The organism is Roseateles sp. DAIF2, from assembly GCF_015624425.1.
Classification (GTDB): Bacteria; Pseudomonadota; Gammaproteobacteria; order Burkholderiales; family Burkholderiaceae_C; genus Kinneretia.
In genome coordinates this window covers 5,565,540-5,583,744 of record NZ_CP049919.1, presented here as the reverse complement: position 1 = coordinate 5,583,744, position 18,205 = coordinate 5,565,540, and the positions used below count along the sequence as shown (strand labels likewise).

14 protein-coding genes are annotated in these 18,205 nt (G+C 71.1%); 6 read left to right on the top strand and 8 right to left on the bottom strand.

Going from position 1 to position 18,205, the window contains the following annotated elements; all coding sequences use genetic code 11:
- Positions 1 to 44: 44 nt before the first annotated feature.
- Both G8A07_RS25750 and G8A07_RS25745 read left to right on the top strand, forming a co-directional pair.
- On the top strand, positions 45 to 1,748 hold the full coding sequence (locus G8A07_RS25750) for a M14 family metallopeptidase (protein WP_195794755.1): 1,704 nt from the start codon (positions 45 to 47) through the stop codon (positions 1,746 to 1,748).
- An 86-nt stretch (positions 1,749 to 1,834) separates the two neighbouring features.
- Positions 1,835 to 2,323 carry an aminoacyl-tRNA deacylase gene (locus G8A07_RS25745; protein WP_195794754.1) on the top strand — a complete coding sequence of 163 codons (489 nt, stop codon included), beginning with the start codon at positions 1,835 to 1,837 and terminating at the stop codon, positions 2,321 to 2,323.
- Here G8A07_RS25745 and G8A07_RS25740 read toward each other — a convergent pair.
- Together G8A07_RS25740 and ypfH are read right to left on the bottom strand one after the other, a co-directional pair.
- On the bottom strand, positions 2,298 to 5,321 hold the full coding sequence (locus G8A07_RS25740) for a transglycosylase domain-containing protein (RefSeq protein WP_195794753.1): 3,024 nt from the start codon (positions 5,319 to 5,321) through the stop codon (positions 2,298 to 2,300). The two genes, G8A07_RS25745 and G8A07_RS25740, sit on opposite strands and share 26 nt — an antisense overlap.
- A 156-nt stretch (positions 5,322 to 5,477) precedes the next feature.
- Positions 5,478 to 6,200, bottom strand: a complete 723-nt coding sequence (ypfH, locus tag G8A07_RS25735; protein ID WP_195794752.1) for an esterase — start codon at positions 6,198 to 6,200, stop codon at positions 5,478 to 5,480.
- Between the two features lie 60 nt (positions 6,201 to 6,260).
- Between ypfH and G8A07_RS25730 the strand changes: the two genes are divergently transcribed.
- Both G8A07_RS25730 and G8A07_RS25725 read left to right on the top strand, forming a co-directional pair.
- Positions 6,261 to 6,725, top strand: coding sequence for a (2Fe-2S)-binding protein (locus G8A07_RS25730; protein WP_195794751.1), 465 nt, complete (start codon positions 6,261 to 6,263; stop codon positions 6,723 to 6,725).
- Positions 6,722 to 9,019, top strand: a complete 2,298-nt coding sequence (locus G8A07_RS25725; protein WP_195794750.1) for a molybdopterin cofactor-binding domain-containing protein — start codon at positions 6,722 to 6,724, stop codon at positions 9,017 to 9,019. Before G8A07_RS25730 ends, G8A07_RS25725 begins: the two co-directional genes overlap by 4 nt.
- Here the strand turns inward: G8A07_RS25725 and G8A07_RS25720 are convergent.
- From G8A07_RS25720 to G8A07_RS25705, 4 genes are all read right to left on the bottom strand, one after another.
- Entirely contained in the window at positions 8,970 to 9,854 is an 885-nt protein-coding gene (locus G8A07_RS25720) for a bile acid:sodium symporter family protein (protein ID WP_195794749.1), read from the bottom strand. The genes G8A07_RS25725 and G8A07_RS25720 overlap by 50 nt on opposite strands.
- Before the next feature lie 32 nt (positions 9,855 to 9,886).
- On the bottom strand, positions 9,887 to 10,684 hold the full coding sequence (locus G8A07_RS25715) for a class II aldolase/adducin family protein (protein WP_195794748.1): 798 nt from the start codon (positions 10,682 to 10,684) through the stop codon (positions 9,887 to 9,889).
- Positions 10,685 to 10,764: 80 nt separating this feature from the next.
- Positions 10,765 to 11,436, bottom strand: coding sequence for a DUF2238 domain-containing protein (locus G8A07_RS25710; RefSeq protein WP_195794747.1), 672 nt, complete (start codon positions 11,434 to 11,436; stop codon positions 10,765 to 10,767).
- A 46-nt stretch (positions 11,437 to 11,482) separates the two neighbouring features.
- Positions 11,483 to 11,899: an SRPBCC family protein gene (locus G8A07_RS25705; RefSeq protein WP_195794746.1), complete on the bottom strand. Its 417-nt coding sequence runs from the start codon at positions 11,897 to 11,899 to the stop codon at positions 11,483 to 11,485.
- Between the two features lie 464 nt (positions 11,900 to 12,363).
- On the opposite strand from G8A07_RS25705, the gene G8A07_RS25700 reads away from it, so the two are divergent.
- Positions 12,364 to 12,777: a hypothetical protein gene (locus G8A07_RS25700; RefSeq protein ID WP_195794745.1), complete on the top strand. Its 414-nt coding sequence runs from the start codon at positions 12,364 to 12,366 to the stop codon at positions 12,775 to 12,777.
- A gap of 37 nt (positions 12,778 to 12,814) precedes the next feature.
- Here the strand turns inward: G8A07_RS25700 and G8A07_RS25695 are convergent, their stop codons facing one another.
- A complete protein-coding gene (locus G8A07_RS25695) occupies positions 12,815 to 16,102 on the bottom strand; it encodes a PAS domain S-box protein (protein WP_195794744.1) in 3,288 nt (1,095 codons plus the stop codon).
- Positions 16,103 to 16,234: 132 nt separating this feature from the next.
- Entirely contained in the window at positions 16,235 to 17,065 is an 831-nt protein-coding gene (gene pyrF / locus G8A07_RS25690; RefSeq protein ID WP_195794743.1) for an orotidine-5'-phosphate decarboxylase, read from the bottom strand.
- Positions 17,066 to 17,147: 82 nt separating this feature from the next.
- On the opposite strand from pyrF, the gene G8A07_RS25685 reads away from it, so the two are divergent.
- Positions 17,148 to 18,086, top strand: coding sequence for a GNAT family N-acetyltransferase (locus tag G8A07_RS25685; RefSeq protein WP_195794742.1), 939 nt, complete (start codon positions 17,148 to 17,150; stop codon positions 18,084 to 18,086).
- The last annotated feature ends 119 nt before the right edge of the window (positions 18,087 to 18,205 follow it).

Genomic DNA, 18,205 nt, shown 5'->3' with positions numbered 1-18,205 from the left:
GGGCACAATGGGCCGCACCTGGCGCAACAAGAATCATCATCACCATGGCCGTTCTGCCGACCCCGCGTTTCGACGAGTTCTACCGCTATGAGGAACTGACCGAGCTGCTGTTCAGCTATGCCGAGGCCCTGCCCAACCTGGTCTCGGTGCGCTCGATCGGCAAGAGCTTCGAGGGCCGCGACCTCTGGGTGCTGGTGCTGACCAATACCGCCACCGGCGCCGACATCGACAAGCCCGCCTTCTGGCTGGACGGCAATATCCACGCGGCCGAGCTGACCGCCTCGACCACCTGCCTGTACTACCTGCACCATCTGGTGACCCTGTACGGCGCCGATCCCCAGGTCACCCAGCTGCTGGATACGCGCTGCGTCTACATGGTGCCGCGCCTGAACCCGGACGGTGCCGAGCTGGCGCTGGCCGACCGGCCGCGCCACATCCGCTCCTCGACCCGTCGCTATCCCCATGACGAGGAGCCGGTCGACGGCCTGACGATGGAGGATGTGGACGGCGACGGCCGCATCCTGACGATGCGCATCCCCGATCCGCATGGCGGCTACAAGAAGCATGCGGACGAACCGCGCCTGATGGTGGCGCGCGAGCCGGGCGAGTTCGGCGGCGAGTATTTCCGCCTGGTGCCCGAGGGCTTCGTCAAGAACCATGACGGCCTGACGGTCACCATCAACAAGGACCGCGAGGGGCTGGATCTGAACCGCAACTTCCCCAGCGAGTGGCGCCAGGAATACAAGCAGCTGGGCGCCGGCCCCTACCCGACCAGCGAGCCCGAGGTGCGGGCGATGGTGGAATTCATCACCGGCCATCCGAACATCGGCGCGGCGATCAGCTATCACACCCACAGCGGCGTGATCCTGCGCCCGATGGGCAGCTGCAGCGACGACGACATGATTCCCGAGGACCTGTGGAGCTACAAGAAGTTCTCCCAGCTCGGCGAGCAGCTCAGCGGCTATCCCGCGGTCTCGATCTGGCACGAGTTCAAGTACCACCCGAAGGAAGTGATCACTGGCACCCAGGACTGGGTCTACGAGCATCTGGGCGCGCTGTTCTGGGTGGTCGAACTGTGGTCGCCCAACAAGGAGGCCGGCGTCGAGGGTTACAAGTGGATCGACTGGTTCCGCGAGCATCCGGTGGAGGACGACCTGAAGCTCCTGAAGTGGAGCGATGAGCAATGCGAGGGCCAGGCCCATGTGGACTGGCGGCCCTTCCACCACCCGCAGCTGGGCCCGGTCGAGATCGGCGGCTGGGACAAGATGAACTACTGGCGTAACCCGCCGCCGGCCCTGCGCGAGCGCGAGGCGGCGCGCTTCCCGCGCTGGATGAACCAGATCGCGCTCTCGCTGCCCAAGCTGGAGCTGCTGCGCACCGAGGTCCGCGCGCTCGGCCCCGACACCTGGCGCGTGCGGCTGGCGGTCGCCAACAGCGGCTATCTGCCCGCTTACGTCACCAAACGGGCCCTGGAACGCAAGGTGGTGCGCGGCGTGATGTTCGAGATCCACCTGCCGGCCGGCAACCCCGAGGTCAGCCTGATCGGCGGCAAGGAGCGCATCGAGGGGCCGCAGTTGGAGGGCCATGCGCCCCGGCAGAGTCAGCAGGCCTTCCTGCCCAGCCGCGAGGCCACCGGCGACCGCGCGGTGGCCGAATGGGTGGTGCGCGCCCCGCAGGGCACGCGCCTGGCGCTCACCGCGAGTGCCGAGCGGGCCGGTACCGTGCGCACCGAGGTCTCGCTCGACTGAACTGGAGTTTCCGCCCCGCGCCGCCCAAACTAGCGGAGCGGGGCGGCCGATGGAGAGCCCTGCGACATCACATCAAGGAGGCTCCCATGTCGATACCCAGCCGGTTGACCCGCTATCTCCGCCAGCAGGACGCGCGTTACGACAGCGACCTGCACCGCCCCAGCCGCAGCAGCGCCGAGACCGCGCGGGTGGCCCATGTCGCGCCGCAGCAGCTTGCCAAGTCGGTGATCCTGGAAGATGACACCGGCCATATGCTGATGGCGGTGCTGCCGGCCGATGCCGAGGTCGAGCTGCCGGTGCTGGCCGAGATGCTGGGCCGGCGCAGCCTGAAGCTATGCGACGAGGCCCAGGTGGCGCGCCTGTTCGGCGACTGCTGCCCCGGCGCGGTGCCGGCGCTGGGCATGGCATGGGGGGTGGAGACCGCGGTCGACACCGCGCTGGTCGACGGCAATGCCGTGATCTACATGGAGGCGGGCGACCATGAGCAGTTGCTGCGCATGTCGCGCGAGCAGTTCAGCGCCCTGATGCGGCCCGCCCGCCACGGCAGCTTCAGCCGCCGCCCACAGCCGCATTGAGCGGTGGCAGGGCGCCCGTCTTGGCTGTGACCGCGCCGGCCGCCGGGCCGCCGCGGCACTGGTCCTGCTGCAGGGTCGCCAGCAGCGACGGCCCCAGGCTCTTCAGCAGCTGCACCGAGAGCGCGCTGGTGAAGTGGTAGCGCGCAGCGTCCGGCTCGTGTACATAGGTGGTGACGGTGCCGAAATAGCGGTCGCCCAGGGTGAAGACCAGGGTGCCGGAGCGCTCGACGATGCGCTCCGAGATCAGCCGCCCGTCGCGCCCCAGCACCGTGTAGCGGTGATCGCCGGTGCCGGTCTTGCCGCCGACCGCCAGGGCCTGGCCCTGGGCGTCGAGGAATACGCCCTTCAGCCGCCGCGCCGTGCCTTCCTCGACCACATCGACCAGGGCCAGCCGCACCGCCTCGGCCACCTCGGGCGCCAGCACCTGCTGGGCCGCGCCGGGCGGGCGCGCCAGCCGGGTGTCGAAGGGCGTGGCGCGGGCGAAATGCAGCGCGTCGATCGGCTGCTGCGGCCGGCGTGCGCCACGGTTCACGATGATGCCCATCAACTCGGCCAGCGCCGCCGGTCGGTCGCCCGAGGCGCCGATCGCGCTGGCGTAGGAGGGCGTCAGCCGGTCGAAGGGATAGCCCAGGCGGCGCCAGGACTGCAAGAGGCCGGCGAAGGCCTCGCGCTCCAGCATCTGGCGCAGGCGCTGGTCCTGGGCGGCGCGCTGGCGCGGCTTGAACAGCCAGGCGTAGGCCAGCTGGCGCTCCTCGGCGCTGTCGGCCAGCAGCTCGGCCAGCTCGGCCCCGGGCCGCTGCTGCAGGCGCGCCACCAGCCACAGCTCCAGCGGATGCTGGCCGCTCAGATAGGCGCGGTCGGCCAGGCTCATGCGACGGTAGCGCTCATGCGCACCAATCGCCAGCCGGCTGCCGCGCGGCGCGCGCTCGTCCAGCCATTCGACCAGGCGCAGCGCATCGGCCTCCGGCTCGAACAGATAGAGCAGGGCGGCCTGGCTGGCCGCATTGGCGCGCGCGCCCTCCAGCAGCTTCGCGCGCGCCTGGGCCGGCGTCAGACCCTGGTAGCGGCGGTAGAAGCCGGCCATGAAATGGCTGCCCTCGGCATCGGCGAAGCGGGCCAGCAACGCGCGCCGGCGCGGCGATTCGGGATCGGACAGCGGGATACCCGAGGCGTCGGCGTTGTGGATGCGGTGCTGGACGATGTCACGCATCAGCCGGATGAAGACCAGATTGACCGAATGCCGGAAGGCCTCGCGCACCGTCAGCACCTGGTGGTCATGCTCATGCTCGAAGTTCTCGAAGCGGTGTAGGCCGCCGCCGGTGAAGAAGGCCTCGCCCGGGCTGGCCGAATAGCGGCGCGCCAGCGCGGCGTCCAGCATGGCGGCCAGGCCGCGGTCCTCGCTCTGCTGCAGGTACTGGCGCGCCCAGCCGGAGAGGGCATCCGGCGCCGGCGGCAGCGCGCGCAGCTCGACCGCGGGCAGCGCGGCCCAGCGGCCATGCAGCTCGGCCACCAGCTCCAGGTAGGAGATCAGGGTGCGCAGCTTGGCGGTCGAGCCCAGGTCCAGCTTCGCGCCCTGGTTGACGTCGAAGGGCTGGTCGACGTTGTCGGCCTGCACCCGCAGCCAGTTGGCCTCGGGGCCGCGCTCGTAGAGCGTCAGGCTGAACACCAGCGGCTGCAGGTCGGCGCCGGCATCCAGCAGGTGCGAGCCGTAGAGCCCGGCCGCGCGCGCCGCCGCGGGCGTGCGCAGCCCGGTCAGCGCGCGGGTGGCCAGGGCCTGGGCGCGGCCGTCCAGGCTGGTCTGCACCTCCAGGTCCAGGCGGTCCAGCTCGTAGCTGCCCGGCACCTCCAGCAGCGCGGCCAGGCGCGCGCGCAGATTGCCAGTGGCCTTGCGCTGCGCGAAGTCGGGGCGCTCGGCCTGCGGCGGGGCGGCGCTCAGCACCAGCGGCAAGTGCAGGGCGGCGTCGCGCAGCTCGCTTGGGATCGCGCCGGCCTCGGCCAGCAGGCGCAGATAGCTGTCGGTCAGGCGGCGCAGCGATTCGCCCTCGCGCTGCAGGAACTGCACCGGGCGGCGCTGCGCGATCAGCAGCGACAGCGCCTGCTTGTAGGCCAGCGCGCGCTCGGCCAGCGTGCCGTCCTGCAGCGCGCGGCGGAACTCGCCGAACTCGCGCCCATACCAGGCCCACAGCCCGTCGCCCAGGCCATGCACCTCGCCCACGCCGGGGCGCGCGGCCAGCGGCACGGTGTTCAGGTAGTCGAGCAGGATCTCGCGCCGGCGCGTCAGGGTCTCCCGGCCGTCGAGGTAGGCGCGCTGCGAGGCCGAGGCCATCTGGCGCAGCTTCTCGCCGACCGAGCCGGTGCGGCCCTGCGGCGAATGGCGGTACTTCTCGATCTGGGTCGCCAGGGTCGAGCCGCCGGCCGAGGGCGCGCTGGCATCGAGCCGGCGCTGCAGCTGCAGCAGCGCCGCCTTGGTCAGGCGCTCCGGGTCCAGCGCCGGGTTGCGGCGCGGCTCGTCCTCGTCCAGCAGATGCCGGTCCTCGATGAACAGCAGGCTCTGCACCAGCAGCGGCGGCGCCTCCTCGAAGCGCGCGAACTGGCGCTGCGGCAGGCGCAGCGCGAACAGCGCCTCGCCGCGGCAGTCGCGCAGCGCCAGGCCGGCCTGGTTCTTCTCGCGGTAGGGCAGGAACAGGCCCTGGTCGGCCAGGGCCAGCAGGCGCTGTGACTGGCGCGCCTGGGCCGCGACGACGAAGCCCTGCTCCTGCAGGCGCTCGATATAGCGCGGCAGTTCGCTGTAGCCCAGGCGTTCGTCGTAGGGGCCGCCGGCAGGGAAGCTGATGCGCTCGCTGGCGCCGGGCTGCACCTCGTAGTTGGCCGCGCGCGCGGATTCGGACCACAAGGTGGACTGCAGCCGCGCGCTGCGCAACTCGGTCCAGCCCGCCAGCGCCGCTGCCGTCGCCGCGAGCCCCCCGCCCAGCCAGATCAGCCTGCTGATCCTTGCCATGACCGCCCCCACTTGCCATGCTCCGCGACGCCGAAAAAACCGTCGCAGGGCTTGTACCGAGTCTGTTCCGAACGGGCGGTGCGGGCAAGGCTCGCCCCCGTGCATGAAGGAGGCAAAGAGGGTTTTATTTCGCGCCTTGTGACGGCGCGATGACGCTCAACTCGGCTTCTTGTCCTGTTCGGCCGCGGCCAGCATGGCCTCGCGCCACAGCCGTGCCGGCACGAAGCTGCGTAGCTGCTCCATCGCCTTGTCGACCAGCTGCGGGTGCAGCTCATGGCCGACGCCCGGCAGCACGTCGGCGGTGACGTCGCCGCCCAGCTGCACCAGGGTCTGGGCGGACTCCACCGCGTACTGGTAGGGCATCACCGCATCGGCCTTGCCGTGCAGCAGGTGCACGCTGACATCCTGCGGCGCCTGCTGGGGCAGGCTGGCATGGCGCGCGCCGAAGGCCATCACCCGGCCGGCCAGCTGCGGCTCGGCCTGTACCGCCTCCAGCGCCATGATGCCGCCCTGCGAGAAGCCGCCCAGCGCGACGCGCTCCCAGCCCAGGCCGTACTGCGCGCCGAAGCCGCGCACCCAGGCGATGAAGCGCGGCAGCGCCGCCGCGACGCGTTCGACGCGATTGAGGTCATCGACACCGCGCACCGAGAACCATTGGTAACCACTGCCGCCGCCGGGAATCCCGTCGAAGGCATCGGGCGCATCGACACTCAGCACCGCGGCCTGCGGGTATTGCGCCCGCAGCGCCTCGGCCAGCGGCTGCATTTGCGCGCCGTTGCCGCCCACGCCGTGGAACAGCAGGAACAGCAGCTGCGGTGCCGCACCATCGTTGGGCAGCAGGGTCAGGGCGGGGTGGGGGAGATGGTCTGCACTACTCATGCCGCTATTGTGAACGCCCGTTATGCTCGACGGGCGGGTGAGGAAAAGGGAGCTGGCGAGATGGAGTTGAAGGTCAACGGGCAGCTGCGCGCGCTGCCGGCGCATGCCTCGGATCCGGCGATGCCGCTGCTGTGGGCGCTGCGCGACGGGCTGGACCTGACCGGCACCAAGTTCGGCTGCGGCGTCGCGGCCTGCGGTGCCTGCACCGTGCATCTGGACGGTCAGGCGGCGCGTAGCTGCGTCACCCCGCTGGCCAGCGTCGCCGGCAAGGCCGTCACCACGATCGAGGCGCTGGGCCCGGACCATGCGCTGCAGCGTGCCTGGATCGAGCACCAGGTGCCGCAATGCGGCTACTGCCAGAGCGGCATGCTGATGGCCGCCGCGGCCCTGCTGGCGAAGAACCGCAAGCCCAGCGACGCCGACATCGACGCCGCGATCACCAACCTCTGCCGCTGCGGCACCTATCCGCGCGTGCGCGCCGCGATCCACAGCGCCGCGGCGCGGCTGGGCGGGGCGCGCAAGTGAAACGGCGGACCCTGCTGCTGTCCGGTCTGGCGGGCGGCGGCGCGCTGCTGGTCGGCGCGGCGGCCTTGCCGCCGCGCGGCCGCCTGGGGCGTGCCAACACCCTGCCTGCGGCGCCGGGCGAGCTGGGCCTGAACGCCTGGATCAAGATCGACGCGGCCAGCGGCGATGCGCTGCTGGCGATGCCGCGCAGCGAGATGGGCCAGGGCGTGCACACCGCGCTGGCCCAGCTGGTGGCCGAGGAGCTGCATCTGCCGCTGGCGCGCGTGCGGCTGATCCCGGCCGGCCACGAGAGCCTGTACGGCAATGTCGCGATGTTCGTCGGCCAGCTGCCGCTGGCGCCGCAGCATCTGGAGCCGGGGCGCGAGAGCCGGCTGGCGCGCATCGCGCAATGGAGCGTGGCCAAGCTGGCGCGCGAGCTGGGCGTCAATGCCACCGGCGGCAGCTCCAGCATTGCCGATGCCTGGGAGCCGCTGCGCTGGGCTGCGGCCACCGCGCGTCAGCAGCTGCTGGGCGCGGCGGCGCTGCGCTGGCAGCAGTCGATCGAGGAACTGAAGCTGGAGGACGGCTGGATCAGCCACGCGATCGGCCAGCGCGCCCATTACGGCGAGCTGGCCCAGGCCGCGGCCGCGACGCCGCCCGGCGCGGTGGCGCTGACGCCGCCGGCGGCCTGGCGCCTGATCGGCCGCCCGGCGCCGCGCAGCGATCTGCCGGCCAAGGTGGATGGCTCGGCGCGCTTCGGCATCGACCAGCGGCCGCCGGGCCTGCTCTATGCCGCGGTGCGCCATGCGCCGATGCTGGGCGGCGCGCCGGGCGCGGTGGACGAGCGCGCGGCCATGGGCCTGCCCGATGTGCTGCGCCTGGTGCGGCTGCCGCCTTATGCGGGCAGCCAGCCGGCGCTGGCGGTGGTGGCGCGCAACAGCTGGCGCGCGCTGCAGGCGGTGCGCGCGCTGGATGTGCAATGGCAGGGCCGGCCCGCCGGGGCGCTGGACGGCGAGGGCATCGCCGCGGCGCTGCGCGAGGGCGCGCGGCGCGCCGCGGCCGAGGGCCTGGCCTTTCGCAGCGCCGGCGATGCCGCGGCCGCGCTGGCCGAGCCGGGCGGGCGCCGGGTGGAGGCGCTCTACGAGGCGCCCTATCTGGCCCATGCGACCCTGGAGCCGATGAACTGCACCGCCCAGGTGCGGGGCGGCCGGGTGACGATCTGGGCGCCGACCCAGGTGTCAGGTCTTGCGCGCGCGCTGGCGGCCCGGGTCGCCGGCGTCGAGGAGGAGGCGGTGACGGTGCATGTCACCTATCTTGGCGGTGGCTTCGGCCGGCGCCTGGAGGTGGACGTGGTCGGCCAGGCGGTGCGCGTCGCGCTGGAGACCGGCGGCGCGCCGGTGCAGCTGCTGTGGTCGCGCGAGGAGGACATGGCACATGACTTCTACCGCCCGGCCGGCGCCGCCTTCTGCGAGGCGCGGCTGGACGAGCAGGGGCGGCCCGCGGCGCTGCGCATCGGCAGCGCCGGCGACGCGATCTCGCCGCGCTGGATGGAGCGGGTGCTGCCGCACTTGAGCACGCGCATCGAGCTGCCGGACAAGACCGCCGCCGAGGGCCTGCTGGACCATCCCTATGCGATCGCGCACCAGCGCATCGCGCATCTGGCCACGCACAGCGGCGTGCCGATCGGCTTCTGGCGCTCGGTGGGGCATTCGCACAATGCCTTCTTCATCGAGAGCTTCGTCGACGAGCTGGCCCATGCGGCCCGCGCCGATCCGCTGGCCTACCGCCTGGCGCTGCTGGACCCGGTGCTGCCGCGCCATGCGGCGGTGTTGAGGCTGGCGGCCGAGCGGGCGGGCTGGGGCCAGGTCTTGCCGGCCGGCGTCGCGCGCGGCCTGGCGCTGCACGAGAGCTTCGGCAGCATCGTGGCCCAGGTGCTGGAGCTGCGGCGCGACGCCCAGGGCCAGCCGAGGGTGCAGCGCGTGGTCTGCGCGCTCGACTGCGGCCAGGTGGTGAACCCGGCCATCGTCGAGCGCCAGATGGAGGGCGCGATCGTGTTCGGACTGACGGCGGCGCTGTGGGGCCGCATCGACATCGGCGCGGACGGCGCGGTGCGCCAGCAGAATTTCCACGACCAGCCGCTGCTGACCCTGGCGCAGACGCCGCGCATCGAGACTTATCTCGTCGCCAGCAGCAACCCACCCGGCGGCGTCGGTGAGCCCGGTGTGCCGCCGGTGGCGCCGGCCCTGGCCAATGCCTGGTTCGCGCTCAGCGGCGAGCGGCGGCGGCGCCTGCCGCTGTGGGGCGCGAGCGCCTGAGCCACAGGCCGAACAGGGTGCCGATCGCGTACATGCTGATCGAGTAGGCCGCGGCCGGCAGCGCCATCGTGAAGTCCTGCAGCACGCTCAGCGCGATATAGAGCGCCAGGGTGCTGTTGTGGATGCCGATCTCGAAGCTGATCGCGGTGGACATCGGCTTGTCCAGACCGATCCAGCGGCTGAAGCGATAGCCCGACAGCAGGCTCAGCAGATTGAAGATCAGCACCACCGCACCGATCGCCGCGGCCGAGTCGGCCAGCGCGCGCCATTCCTTGGCGATCGCGCCGATCGCCAAAAGGGCCAGCACCAGGGCGCTGAAGATCTTGAAGGGCTTTTCCAGCCGCGCCGCCAGCGCCGGCCGCGTCTTCGCCACCGCCATGCCGACGGCCACCGGCAGCAGCACGACCGCCATCACCTCGGCCACCTTGGCCGTCTGCAGCGGCACCGCGCCGGCGCCGATGAAATGCTGCAGGGCCAGGTTCGCGATCAGCGGCATGCTGACGACCGACAGCAGGGTGTTGATCGCGGTCAGCGAGATGTTCAGCGCCACATGGCCGCCGAACAGATGCGAGAACAGATTGGCCGAGACGCCGCCCGGCGAGGCGGCCAGCAGCATCAGGCCCACCGCCAGCACCGGCGGCAGCTCGAAGGCCACCGCCAGGCCCCAGGCCGCGGCCGGCAGCGCCAGCATCTGCAGCAGCAAGGCGAGGATCACCGCCTTCGGATGCTCGGCCAGGCGCCGGAAATCGGCCCAGGACAGGGACAAGCCGACCCCCAGCATCACCAGGGCCAGCGCGACCAGCAGCAGCTGGGGCAGGGTTTGATTCAAGGCCATCGTGCGTCTCCTCGCGCCTCTTTCTTCATTTTCTAATGGTCATAGCCGGGGTTGCGGCGCTCCAGGTCGCGCAGCAGCGCGGGCCAGGCCAGCGCGCCCAGGCCGCCGCCGGCGCCCGCGCTCTGCACCCGCATCGCCTCGCCGGTGCCGCGGATGATGGCCTCGGGGATGCGGGTCAGGGCGCCGCCGCCGGCCTGCGCGCCGATCTGGATCTGGCAGGCGCTCTCGAAGATGTACATCGCCAGGAAGGCCTCGGGGATGCTGCGGCCGAGGGTCAGCAGGCCATGGTTGCGCAGGCATAGATAGTTCTTGTCGCCCAGATCGGCCTGCAGGCGCGGGCCCTCGTCGGGCCGGAAGGCCACGCCCTCGTAGTCGTGATAGGCCAGCGAGGCCAGCACGAAGCTGCTCTGCTGCGAGATCGGCAGCAGGCCCTCGGCCTGGGCCGAGACCGCGACGCCGGCGCGCGTGTGGGTGTGCAGCACGCAGCCGGCCTCGGGCCGCGCTGCGTGCACGGCCGCATGGATCACGAAGCCGGCCGGGTTGACCGGGAAGGGCGTGTCCTGGCGCTTGTTGCCCTGTGCGTCGATCTTCACCAGGCTGGACGCGGTGATTTCGTCGAACATCAGGCCATAGGGATTGATCAGGAACTCATGCTCCGCGCCCTCGCCGGGCAGCTTGGCGCTGATATGGGTGAAGATCAGGTCGCTCCAGCCATAGCGCGCCACCAGGCGGTAGCAGGCCGCGAGCTCCACGCGCAGCCGCCACTCGGTCTCACTGACCCGGCCGCGCAGCGAGGGGATGCCGGGATCGGAAGTTGTCGTCGTCGCCATCGGGCTTGCCTCCTTGGCCATGTCGCCAGGGCCGATCTTGGCAAAGCCCGCCGGGCCTGCACTGGCAAGAAGGCGACAAATCAGGGTATGTCTGGAGGCGGGCCGGGTGCCGGCGCCAGCCGCGCGATCTGCCGGTCCTGCCAGCGCGCCAGCAGCAGGATGCCGGCCAGGGCGCCCAGGAGCGCGAGGAACATGTCGGACTGGGTGTCCCAGGGATCGCCCTGGGTGCCGAGGAATTCGTCGGCGCCCTGGCCCAGCGCCAGCGCGGCCCACCATTCGATCAGCTCGTAGACCGCGCTGACCGCCAGCGCGACGCAGACGGACAGGAAGCTCGCCATGCGCCGGCCGCGCACCTGGCCGCGGCGCAGCAGGATCTCGCGCGCCAGCAGGGCCGGGATCAGGCCCTGGGCGAAATGACCGATCTTGTCGTAGGGGTTGCGCGAGAGCGCGAACAGATCCTGCAGCCAGAAGCCCAGCGGCACACGGGCGTAGGTGTAGGCGCCGCCCAGGATCAGCACCAGGCCATGCAGGAAGATCAGGCCATAGAGCAGGGCGCTGAGCGGAAAGCGGCGCCGCGTCGCGGCCAGCAGCGGCAGGGCGATCAGCACCGGCGCGACCTCCATCCACCAGGTGGCGCGGTCATGGGGCCGCCAGCCGGAGGCCAGCAGGGCCAGCAGCAGCGCGAGGCCCAGCGCGGCCAGTGCTGCCGGGCCCAGGCTGCCGGCGTGATTTCTATTGCTGTCGGGCGTCATGGCGCTGCGAGTATCGCAGCGCTCATACCCCAGTCGTGGCTCAGCATCAACGATGCTGATGGCGCTCCACATGGCGGGCGAAGTTGTCCAGGATGGACTGCCAGCCCTGGCGCTGCACCTCGACCGGGTTCGAGGTCTCGGCATCGAACGTTTCGCGCACCGTGACGGCGCCGTCGGCGCCGGGCAGGAACTCGACCCGCAGGCTGCGGTCGCCGAAGCTGGCCTCGATCAGCCGCTGCTCGACGATCGCGGTGTAGGTGCCGGCGAAATCGAAGCCCATGCTGCCGTCCTTGGCCTCCATGCGCGAGGAGAACGCGCCGCCGACGCGCAGGTCGACCGCGGCTTTGGTGGTGTGCCAGTCGGGCGAGGCGGTGTTCCAGGCCACGATGTCGGCCGGCGTGGTCCAGGCGCTCCAGACGGCGTCGATCGGGGCCTTGACGGTGGTTTCGATGGTGATCTTCATGGTGCGTGCTTCCTTCTTCCCTGGCTGGGGTTCAAGACGGTTGATGATGATGAATGAAGGCAGGGGCGGAAGATGAAAGAAAGAGAAAAGAGATTTCCGTCCCCTTGCTGCTATGACGAGCGGGGGCGGGGGAATTCGACATGGGAGGCGAAATTTCTTTTGTAGCCTTGCCGCTCAGCCCCATCGCGAGACTTCCGTCTGCGCCTTCTTGCCCTGCTTGGGTGGCCGCCGTCCAGGAATACAGGTCTTGAAGGTGAGGGGCCTTGTGGGGGCAGTCCTTGCTACTTGCCGTCCTTGCCGAGGCAGGACGTTGTCAATGGTCCCCGCGCCGCGAAATGGCGTGGGCGGTCTTGAAGCGGGCTTGTGAATGAGGCCGTCGTTCCTCGGGTCGAAACCTGCTGCTTGAGCGGCATGACTTGAGCGAGACTGTGTGGCATCCATTGGCGACATCCCAGCCGAGCCCCATGCCCTTCGAAAACCCGAAATCCAACGGCGTCTATCTCAAGCTCTTCGTCGTGATCCTGCTGGGCGTGACCGGCGGCAATCTGCTGTCGAACTGGATCACGGTGCGCGTCGCCGAGTACCGGCTCGAGCAGACTCTCGCCGCGACCCAGGCCAAGCTGAAGCATGAAAGCCGGCAGGCCCAGCAGGCGGCTGCGGAGGCGCAGGCTCGTGGCCAGAGGGGCGCCGAGGCGCGGCAGGCAGCCGCGCAGCAGGCCCGCCGCAATGACCAGATCGGTCTCAAGCTGGCTCAGGCTTGCGCGGAATGGACGAAGGCAAGCCAGGAGCTGCAGTCCTACACCACCCGGACCGAGCAGGACAAGGCCTGCTCGCGCTTGAACGACTACGTTCAGGGTGGCATCCTGCCCCGCCCCTAGGTCGCAGCAGCGCTGCCAGTCCTGGCGGCGCCCGCTCTCAAGTCCTGCGCTTGTCGTTGTCCTTATGCCCGATCAGCCTGACCAGGGTCGCGCGCAGGCGCTGCGCGTCGATCGGCTTGGTCAGGAACTCGTTCATGCCGGCGGACAGGGCCTCATCGCGTTCGGACAGCAGGGCGGCGGCGGTCAGCGCGACGATCGGCAGCTCGGCCGCGCCGAAGCGGCGGCGCACCTGGCGGGTCGCCTCGTGGCCGCTCATCACCGGCATCTGCACGTCCATCAGCACCGCGTCGAAGGGCTTGCCCATGCTGGCCTGGGCGTGGATCGCCTCGACCGCCTGGCTGCCGTCGCTGGCCTGCGAGACCTCCAGCCCCCATTGCTCCAGCAGCGCCACCGCGATCATCATGTTGACCGGGTTGTCCTCCACCATCAGCACGCGCAGGCCCTGCAGGTCCTGGTTGTCGCGCGCCTCGCGCAGGGTGGTGCTGATCGGCGTCGGCGCGCCGGGCAGCGGCAGCTCGGCCCAGAAGGTCGAGCCCTGGCCCGGCACGCTGTCCACGCCGACCCGGCCGCCCATCAGGGTGGCCAGCTCGCGGCAGATCGACAGGCCCAGGCCGGTGCCGCCGTAGCGCCGGGTGGTCGACTCGTCGGCCTGGGTGAAGGGCTGGAACAGGCGCTCGTGCAGCGCCGGCGCGATGCCGGGGCCGGTGTCGCTGACCTCGATGCGCAGGCGCTCGTCGTCCAGGCGCAGCACGCGCACCGCGACCGAGCCGGCCTCGGTGAACTTCAGCGCATTGGTCAGGTAGTTGCTGAGGATCTGGCGGGTGCGGATCGGGTCGCCGACCACCCAGGCCGGCACGTCCTCGGCCACCTCGATCTGGAAGGCCAGGCCGCGTGCCTGCGCCAGGGTCAGGTAGGCCAGGCGCATCGTGCCCAGCATCTCGCGCAGCGCGAAGGGCAGGGACTCCAGGGTCAGGCGGCCGGCCTCGATCTTGGAGAGGTCCAGGATGTCGGAGATCAGGCCCGACAGGCTCTCGGCGCTGTCCAGCATCTGGTCCAGGTATTCGCGCCGCGTCGGCTCGTCCAGGTCGGGCTGCTGCACCATGCGCGCCAGGCCCAAGAGGCCGTTCAGCGGCGTGCGGATCTCGTGGCTGGTGTTGGCCAGGAAGGCGCTCTTGGCGCGGTTCGCGGCCTGGGCCTCGTCCTTGGCCTGGGCCAGCGCGGCCTCGACGCGGCGCTTCTCGGTCACGTCCTCCATGATCCAGATCGTGCCGCCGCGGCTGGAATGCTGCGGGTCCACCGCCTTGGCCAGCAGGCGGCACAGGAAGGTGCTGCCGTCGCGGCGGCGCATCGGGCGCTCGATCTCGACCTGCTCGCCGGCGGCCAGGCGCGGGCCCAGCTCCTCGCCGACCGCGGCATAGGCCTCGGGGCCGGGCCAGACCACGCTGCCATGCTGGCCGATCAGGCCGCCCGGCGGCCAGCCGAACATCTCCTCGATCAGCGGGTTGGCCTGCACGAAATGCTGGTCGCGGGTCAGGGTGATGCCGATCGAGGCGTTCTGCAGGATCGCCGCATGCACGAGGCGGGTGCGCTCGCTCTCGGTGACGTCGCGCGCGTTGACGACCAGATAGGCCTGGCCATCCATATTGAAGGGCGCGGCCGACAGCACCATCGAGATCACCTCGCCATTCTTGGTGACGAAGTTGGCCGGCAGCTCGCTGACCCGGCCATGCTCGCGCACGCCGCGCACCACGCGCTCCCGCTCGCCCTGGTTCTGCCAGATGCCCAGATCGTCCGAGGTGCGGCCCAGCACCTCCTCGGCGCTATAGCCCGACAGGGTCTCGAAGGTCTTGTTGACCATCGCGTAACGGCCCGAGCTCATCTCGGTCAGGGTGATCACGTCGGGGCTGGTCGCCACCAGATGCGACAGCAGGCCCTCGCTGCGGCGCAGCGCATCCTGGGCGCGCGAGGCCTCGGTCTGGTCGATGAAGAAGGAGAGCGTGGCCGCGCCACTGGCGGCCTCGACCCGCACGCTGGTGGCCTGCACCAGGCGACGTCGGCGCGACAGGGTGCGCAGCTTGAACTCGGCCATCGGCAGCATGCCGCCGATCGGCATCGCCTCGATCTTGGCGCTGCGCTGGCGCGCGCGCTCGTCGTCGCCCGGCTCGTAATGCGAGAACAGGTCCTGGCCGATCATGCTGCTGCGCTGGGTGTAGCCGAACATCGCCATCGCGGCGGGGTTGGCGTCCAGCACCCGGCCCCAGCGGTGCAGCACCAGCGGGCTGGGCGAGCGGCGGAACAGCTCGCGGTAGCGCGTCTCGGTGGCGGCCACCGCCTGCTCGGCCTGCACCTCATGCGTGACGTCGCGGCCCACGCCCCAGTAGCCGCGGAAGCTGCCCTGCGCATCGAAGCGTGGCTCGCCGCTGATCGAGACGAAGCGGGTCTCGCCGTCGGCGCCGCGGCGGCGCGCCACCAGGCCGTGAAAGGCGCGGTGCGATTCGAGGTCGGCGCGGTGCGCGTCCATGTCCTCGTCGGTCAGGCCCATCATGCCCTCGATCTCCCAGGGCGTCTTGCCGAGCCGGCTGCTCAATTCGACGCCGGAGCTGCCGCTGCGGTCCTCGGCCAGATGGGTGAAGCGGAACTCGCGGTCCATCTCCCAGTACCAGTCGGCCGCCATCGACAGCAGGTGGCGGAAGCGCGCATTGCGCTCGCCCGCCTCCTGCAGCGAGCGGCGCAGCATGCGCATGCAGCCCAGGCCGATGATCAGCGCCGCGCTGAGCAGCACCAGATGGGTCCATAGCCGCGCGCCCAGGCTGCTGACCGATTGCGACCCCGGGCCCCAGCCGCCCAGTTCGGCCCAGGTCAGGCCGCCGATGCCCAGCAGCGCCAGGCCGAAGATGAGCAGGCCGCCGCGCAGCCCCTGCAGGGTGGTGGCCAGCACCACCATCAGGCCCATGATGCCCAGCGAGATGCTGGCCAGGCCGAGCTGGCGCGACAGCGCCAGCACCACCGGCAGCGCCAGCACCAGGCTCATCACCAGCAGCGAGAAGGCCGCCGCATGGCGGCGCGGCGGGCGCCAGACGCTGACCGCGCCCAGCAGCGCGATGCCCCAGGCCAGCAGCGGCGGCAGCAGGCCGTCGAAGGGTTCGCGCGGGCTGCGGCCGAACCATTGCAGCGCGCCGACCAGGGCGCATAGCAGCGCGCAGGCGCCCAGGAACAGGCGCTGCGAATGGCGCTGCACGCGCAGCTCCAGCTTGGCCTGCGGGCCGCCCTGGTCGGAATCCACGCCGACCAGGCTGCTCAAATCGTCCGGGATGTCCTTGCTCACTGTGCTGCTGCCGGCGCGCGCCCTTGCCTCAAAGGGTCGGAGTCTCCGCCAGAACGGGGCGCCCTGAACATCCGGTCAGCCCCGCAAAGCCGGGATAGTTCGCAGCCGGGGCGGCCGAGTGAGCAATAGTTCTCAGGCCTTGGCGCGATTCAGCTGCTCGCGGGTGGCCTGGGCCGCGCGGCGGGCGGCCGCGGCGAAGTCGTCCAGCTGGGCGCCGGCATAGAGCACCGCGCGCGAGCTGTTGACGATGATGGGGCCGCCGGCGCGCCGGCCGGCCTTGACCGTGGCGTCCGCATCGCCGCCCTGGGCGCCGACGCCCGGGATCAGCAGCGGCAGGGTCGGGGCCAGCTCGCGCACGCGGGCGATCTCCTGAGGGTAGGTAGCGCCGACCACCAGGCCCAGCTGGCCGTTCTTGTTCCACGCGCTGTGTGCCAGATGGGCCAGGTGCTCGAACAGGCGCGGCTGGCCCGGCACATCGGCCAGGCGCTGCATCTGCCAGTCGTTGCCGCCGGCATTGGAGGTGCGGCACAGCAGGATCACGCCCTTGTCGCCGTAGCGCAGATACGGCTCGATCGAATCGAAGCCCATGAAGGGCGAGACGGTCACCGCGTCGGCCTGGTAGCGCTCGAAGGCCTCCTTCGCGTACTGCTCGGCGGTGGAGCCGATGTCGCCGCGCTTGGCGTCCAGGATCACCGGCACGCCGGGCGCGACGCGCTTGATATGCGCCATCAGGCGCTCCAGCTGGTCCTCGGCGCGGTGCGCGGCGAAATAGGCGATCTGCGGCTTGAAGGCGCTGACCAGGTCCTTGGTGGCGTCGACTATTGCCGAGCAGAAGTCGTAGATGCGCTCAGCATCGCCCTTCCAGGCGCCGGGGAACTTGGCCGGTTCCGGATCCAGCCCCACGCACAGCATCGAGTCGTTCGTCTGTTCGGCCTGCTGGAGTTGCTGGATGAAGGAAGTCATGGGCGAAGGCCGTGCGGCGGCGGGGCGGGTGGAGGTGTCGTATTGTCCCGCTTTTGAACCCGGCTCGCGGGAGGGGATGCGGATGCAAGTGTTGACGACCGAGCGGCTGCGGCTGCGCTGGTTCCGGCCGGAGGATGCGGCCTTCATGCTGGGGCTGCTCAACGAGCCGTCCTGGAAGGCCAATGTCTCCGACCCCGGCGTGCGCGACGAGGCGCAGGCCCTGGCCTGGATGGAGCAGCGCCTGTTCCCGGCCTACTGGCGCCACGGCCATGGCTTCTGGGCGGTGGAGCGGCGCGAGGACGGCGAGCTGCTGGGCCTGTGCGGTCTGTTCAAGCGCGATTTCCTGGAGCATCCGGACCTGGGCTACGGCTTTCCGGCGCGCTTCAGGGGCCAGGGCTATGCGCGCGAGGCCGCCAGGGCCTGCCTGATCTACGCCCGCGAGGCGCTGGGCCTGGAGCGCCTGCTGGCGACGACGGCGCCGCACAACGAGACCTCGATGCGGGTGCTGCGCGACTGCGGCTTCACCGACTTGGGGCTGCGCCAGTTCCCGGCCTACGAGGGCGGCTCGCGGCTGTTCGAATGGGCGGCGGCGCCAGCGGCCGCACCAGGCGACGATGACGCGGCCCAGCTGGACCGCCTGAGCGCACGCCTGCTGGCCGCCTTCGGCAACCGTGACGGCGGCCTGCCCGCGCTGGCGGCCTTGCCTTACTGGATGCTGCCCGGCGCCGTCATCAGCGCCGCGGCCGGCGACGGCGCGCCGCCGGTCGTCAGCGATGTGCGCGGCTTCCTGGAGCCGCGCGCCGAGCTGCTGTTCGGCGGCCGGCTGCAGGACTTCGCCGAATGGGAGACCGAGAGCCAGACCCGCATCGAGGGCGCCATCGCGCAGCGCTGGCTGCGCTACCGCAAGAGCGGCCGGCTGGACGGCCGGCCCGTCGAGGGCGAAGGCATCAAGACCCTGCAGTTCGTCCGGACCGCGCGCGGCTGGCGCATCGCGGCGCTGGCCTGGCAGGACCTGGCCTGAGTTTCTGGGTGACTTGACCCGGAGCCGAGAGCCTTTCGTCGCGAGCCGTCGTCAGGCTAGGCGGCCGGAGCACAGGGACCGGAACGTACTGGAAGTACGTGAGGATCCCGAGCATCCGG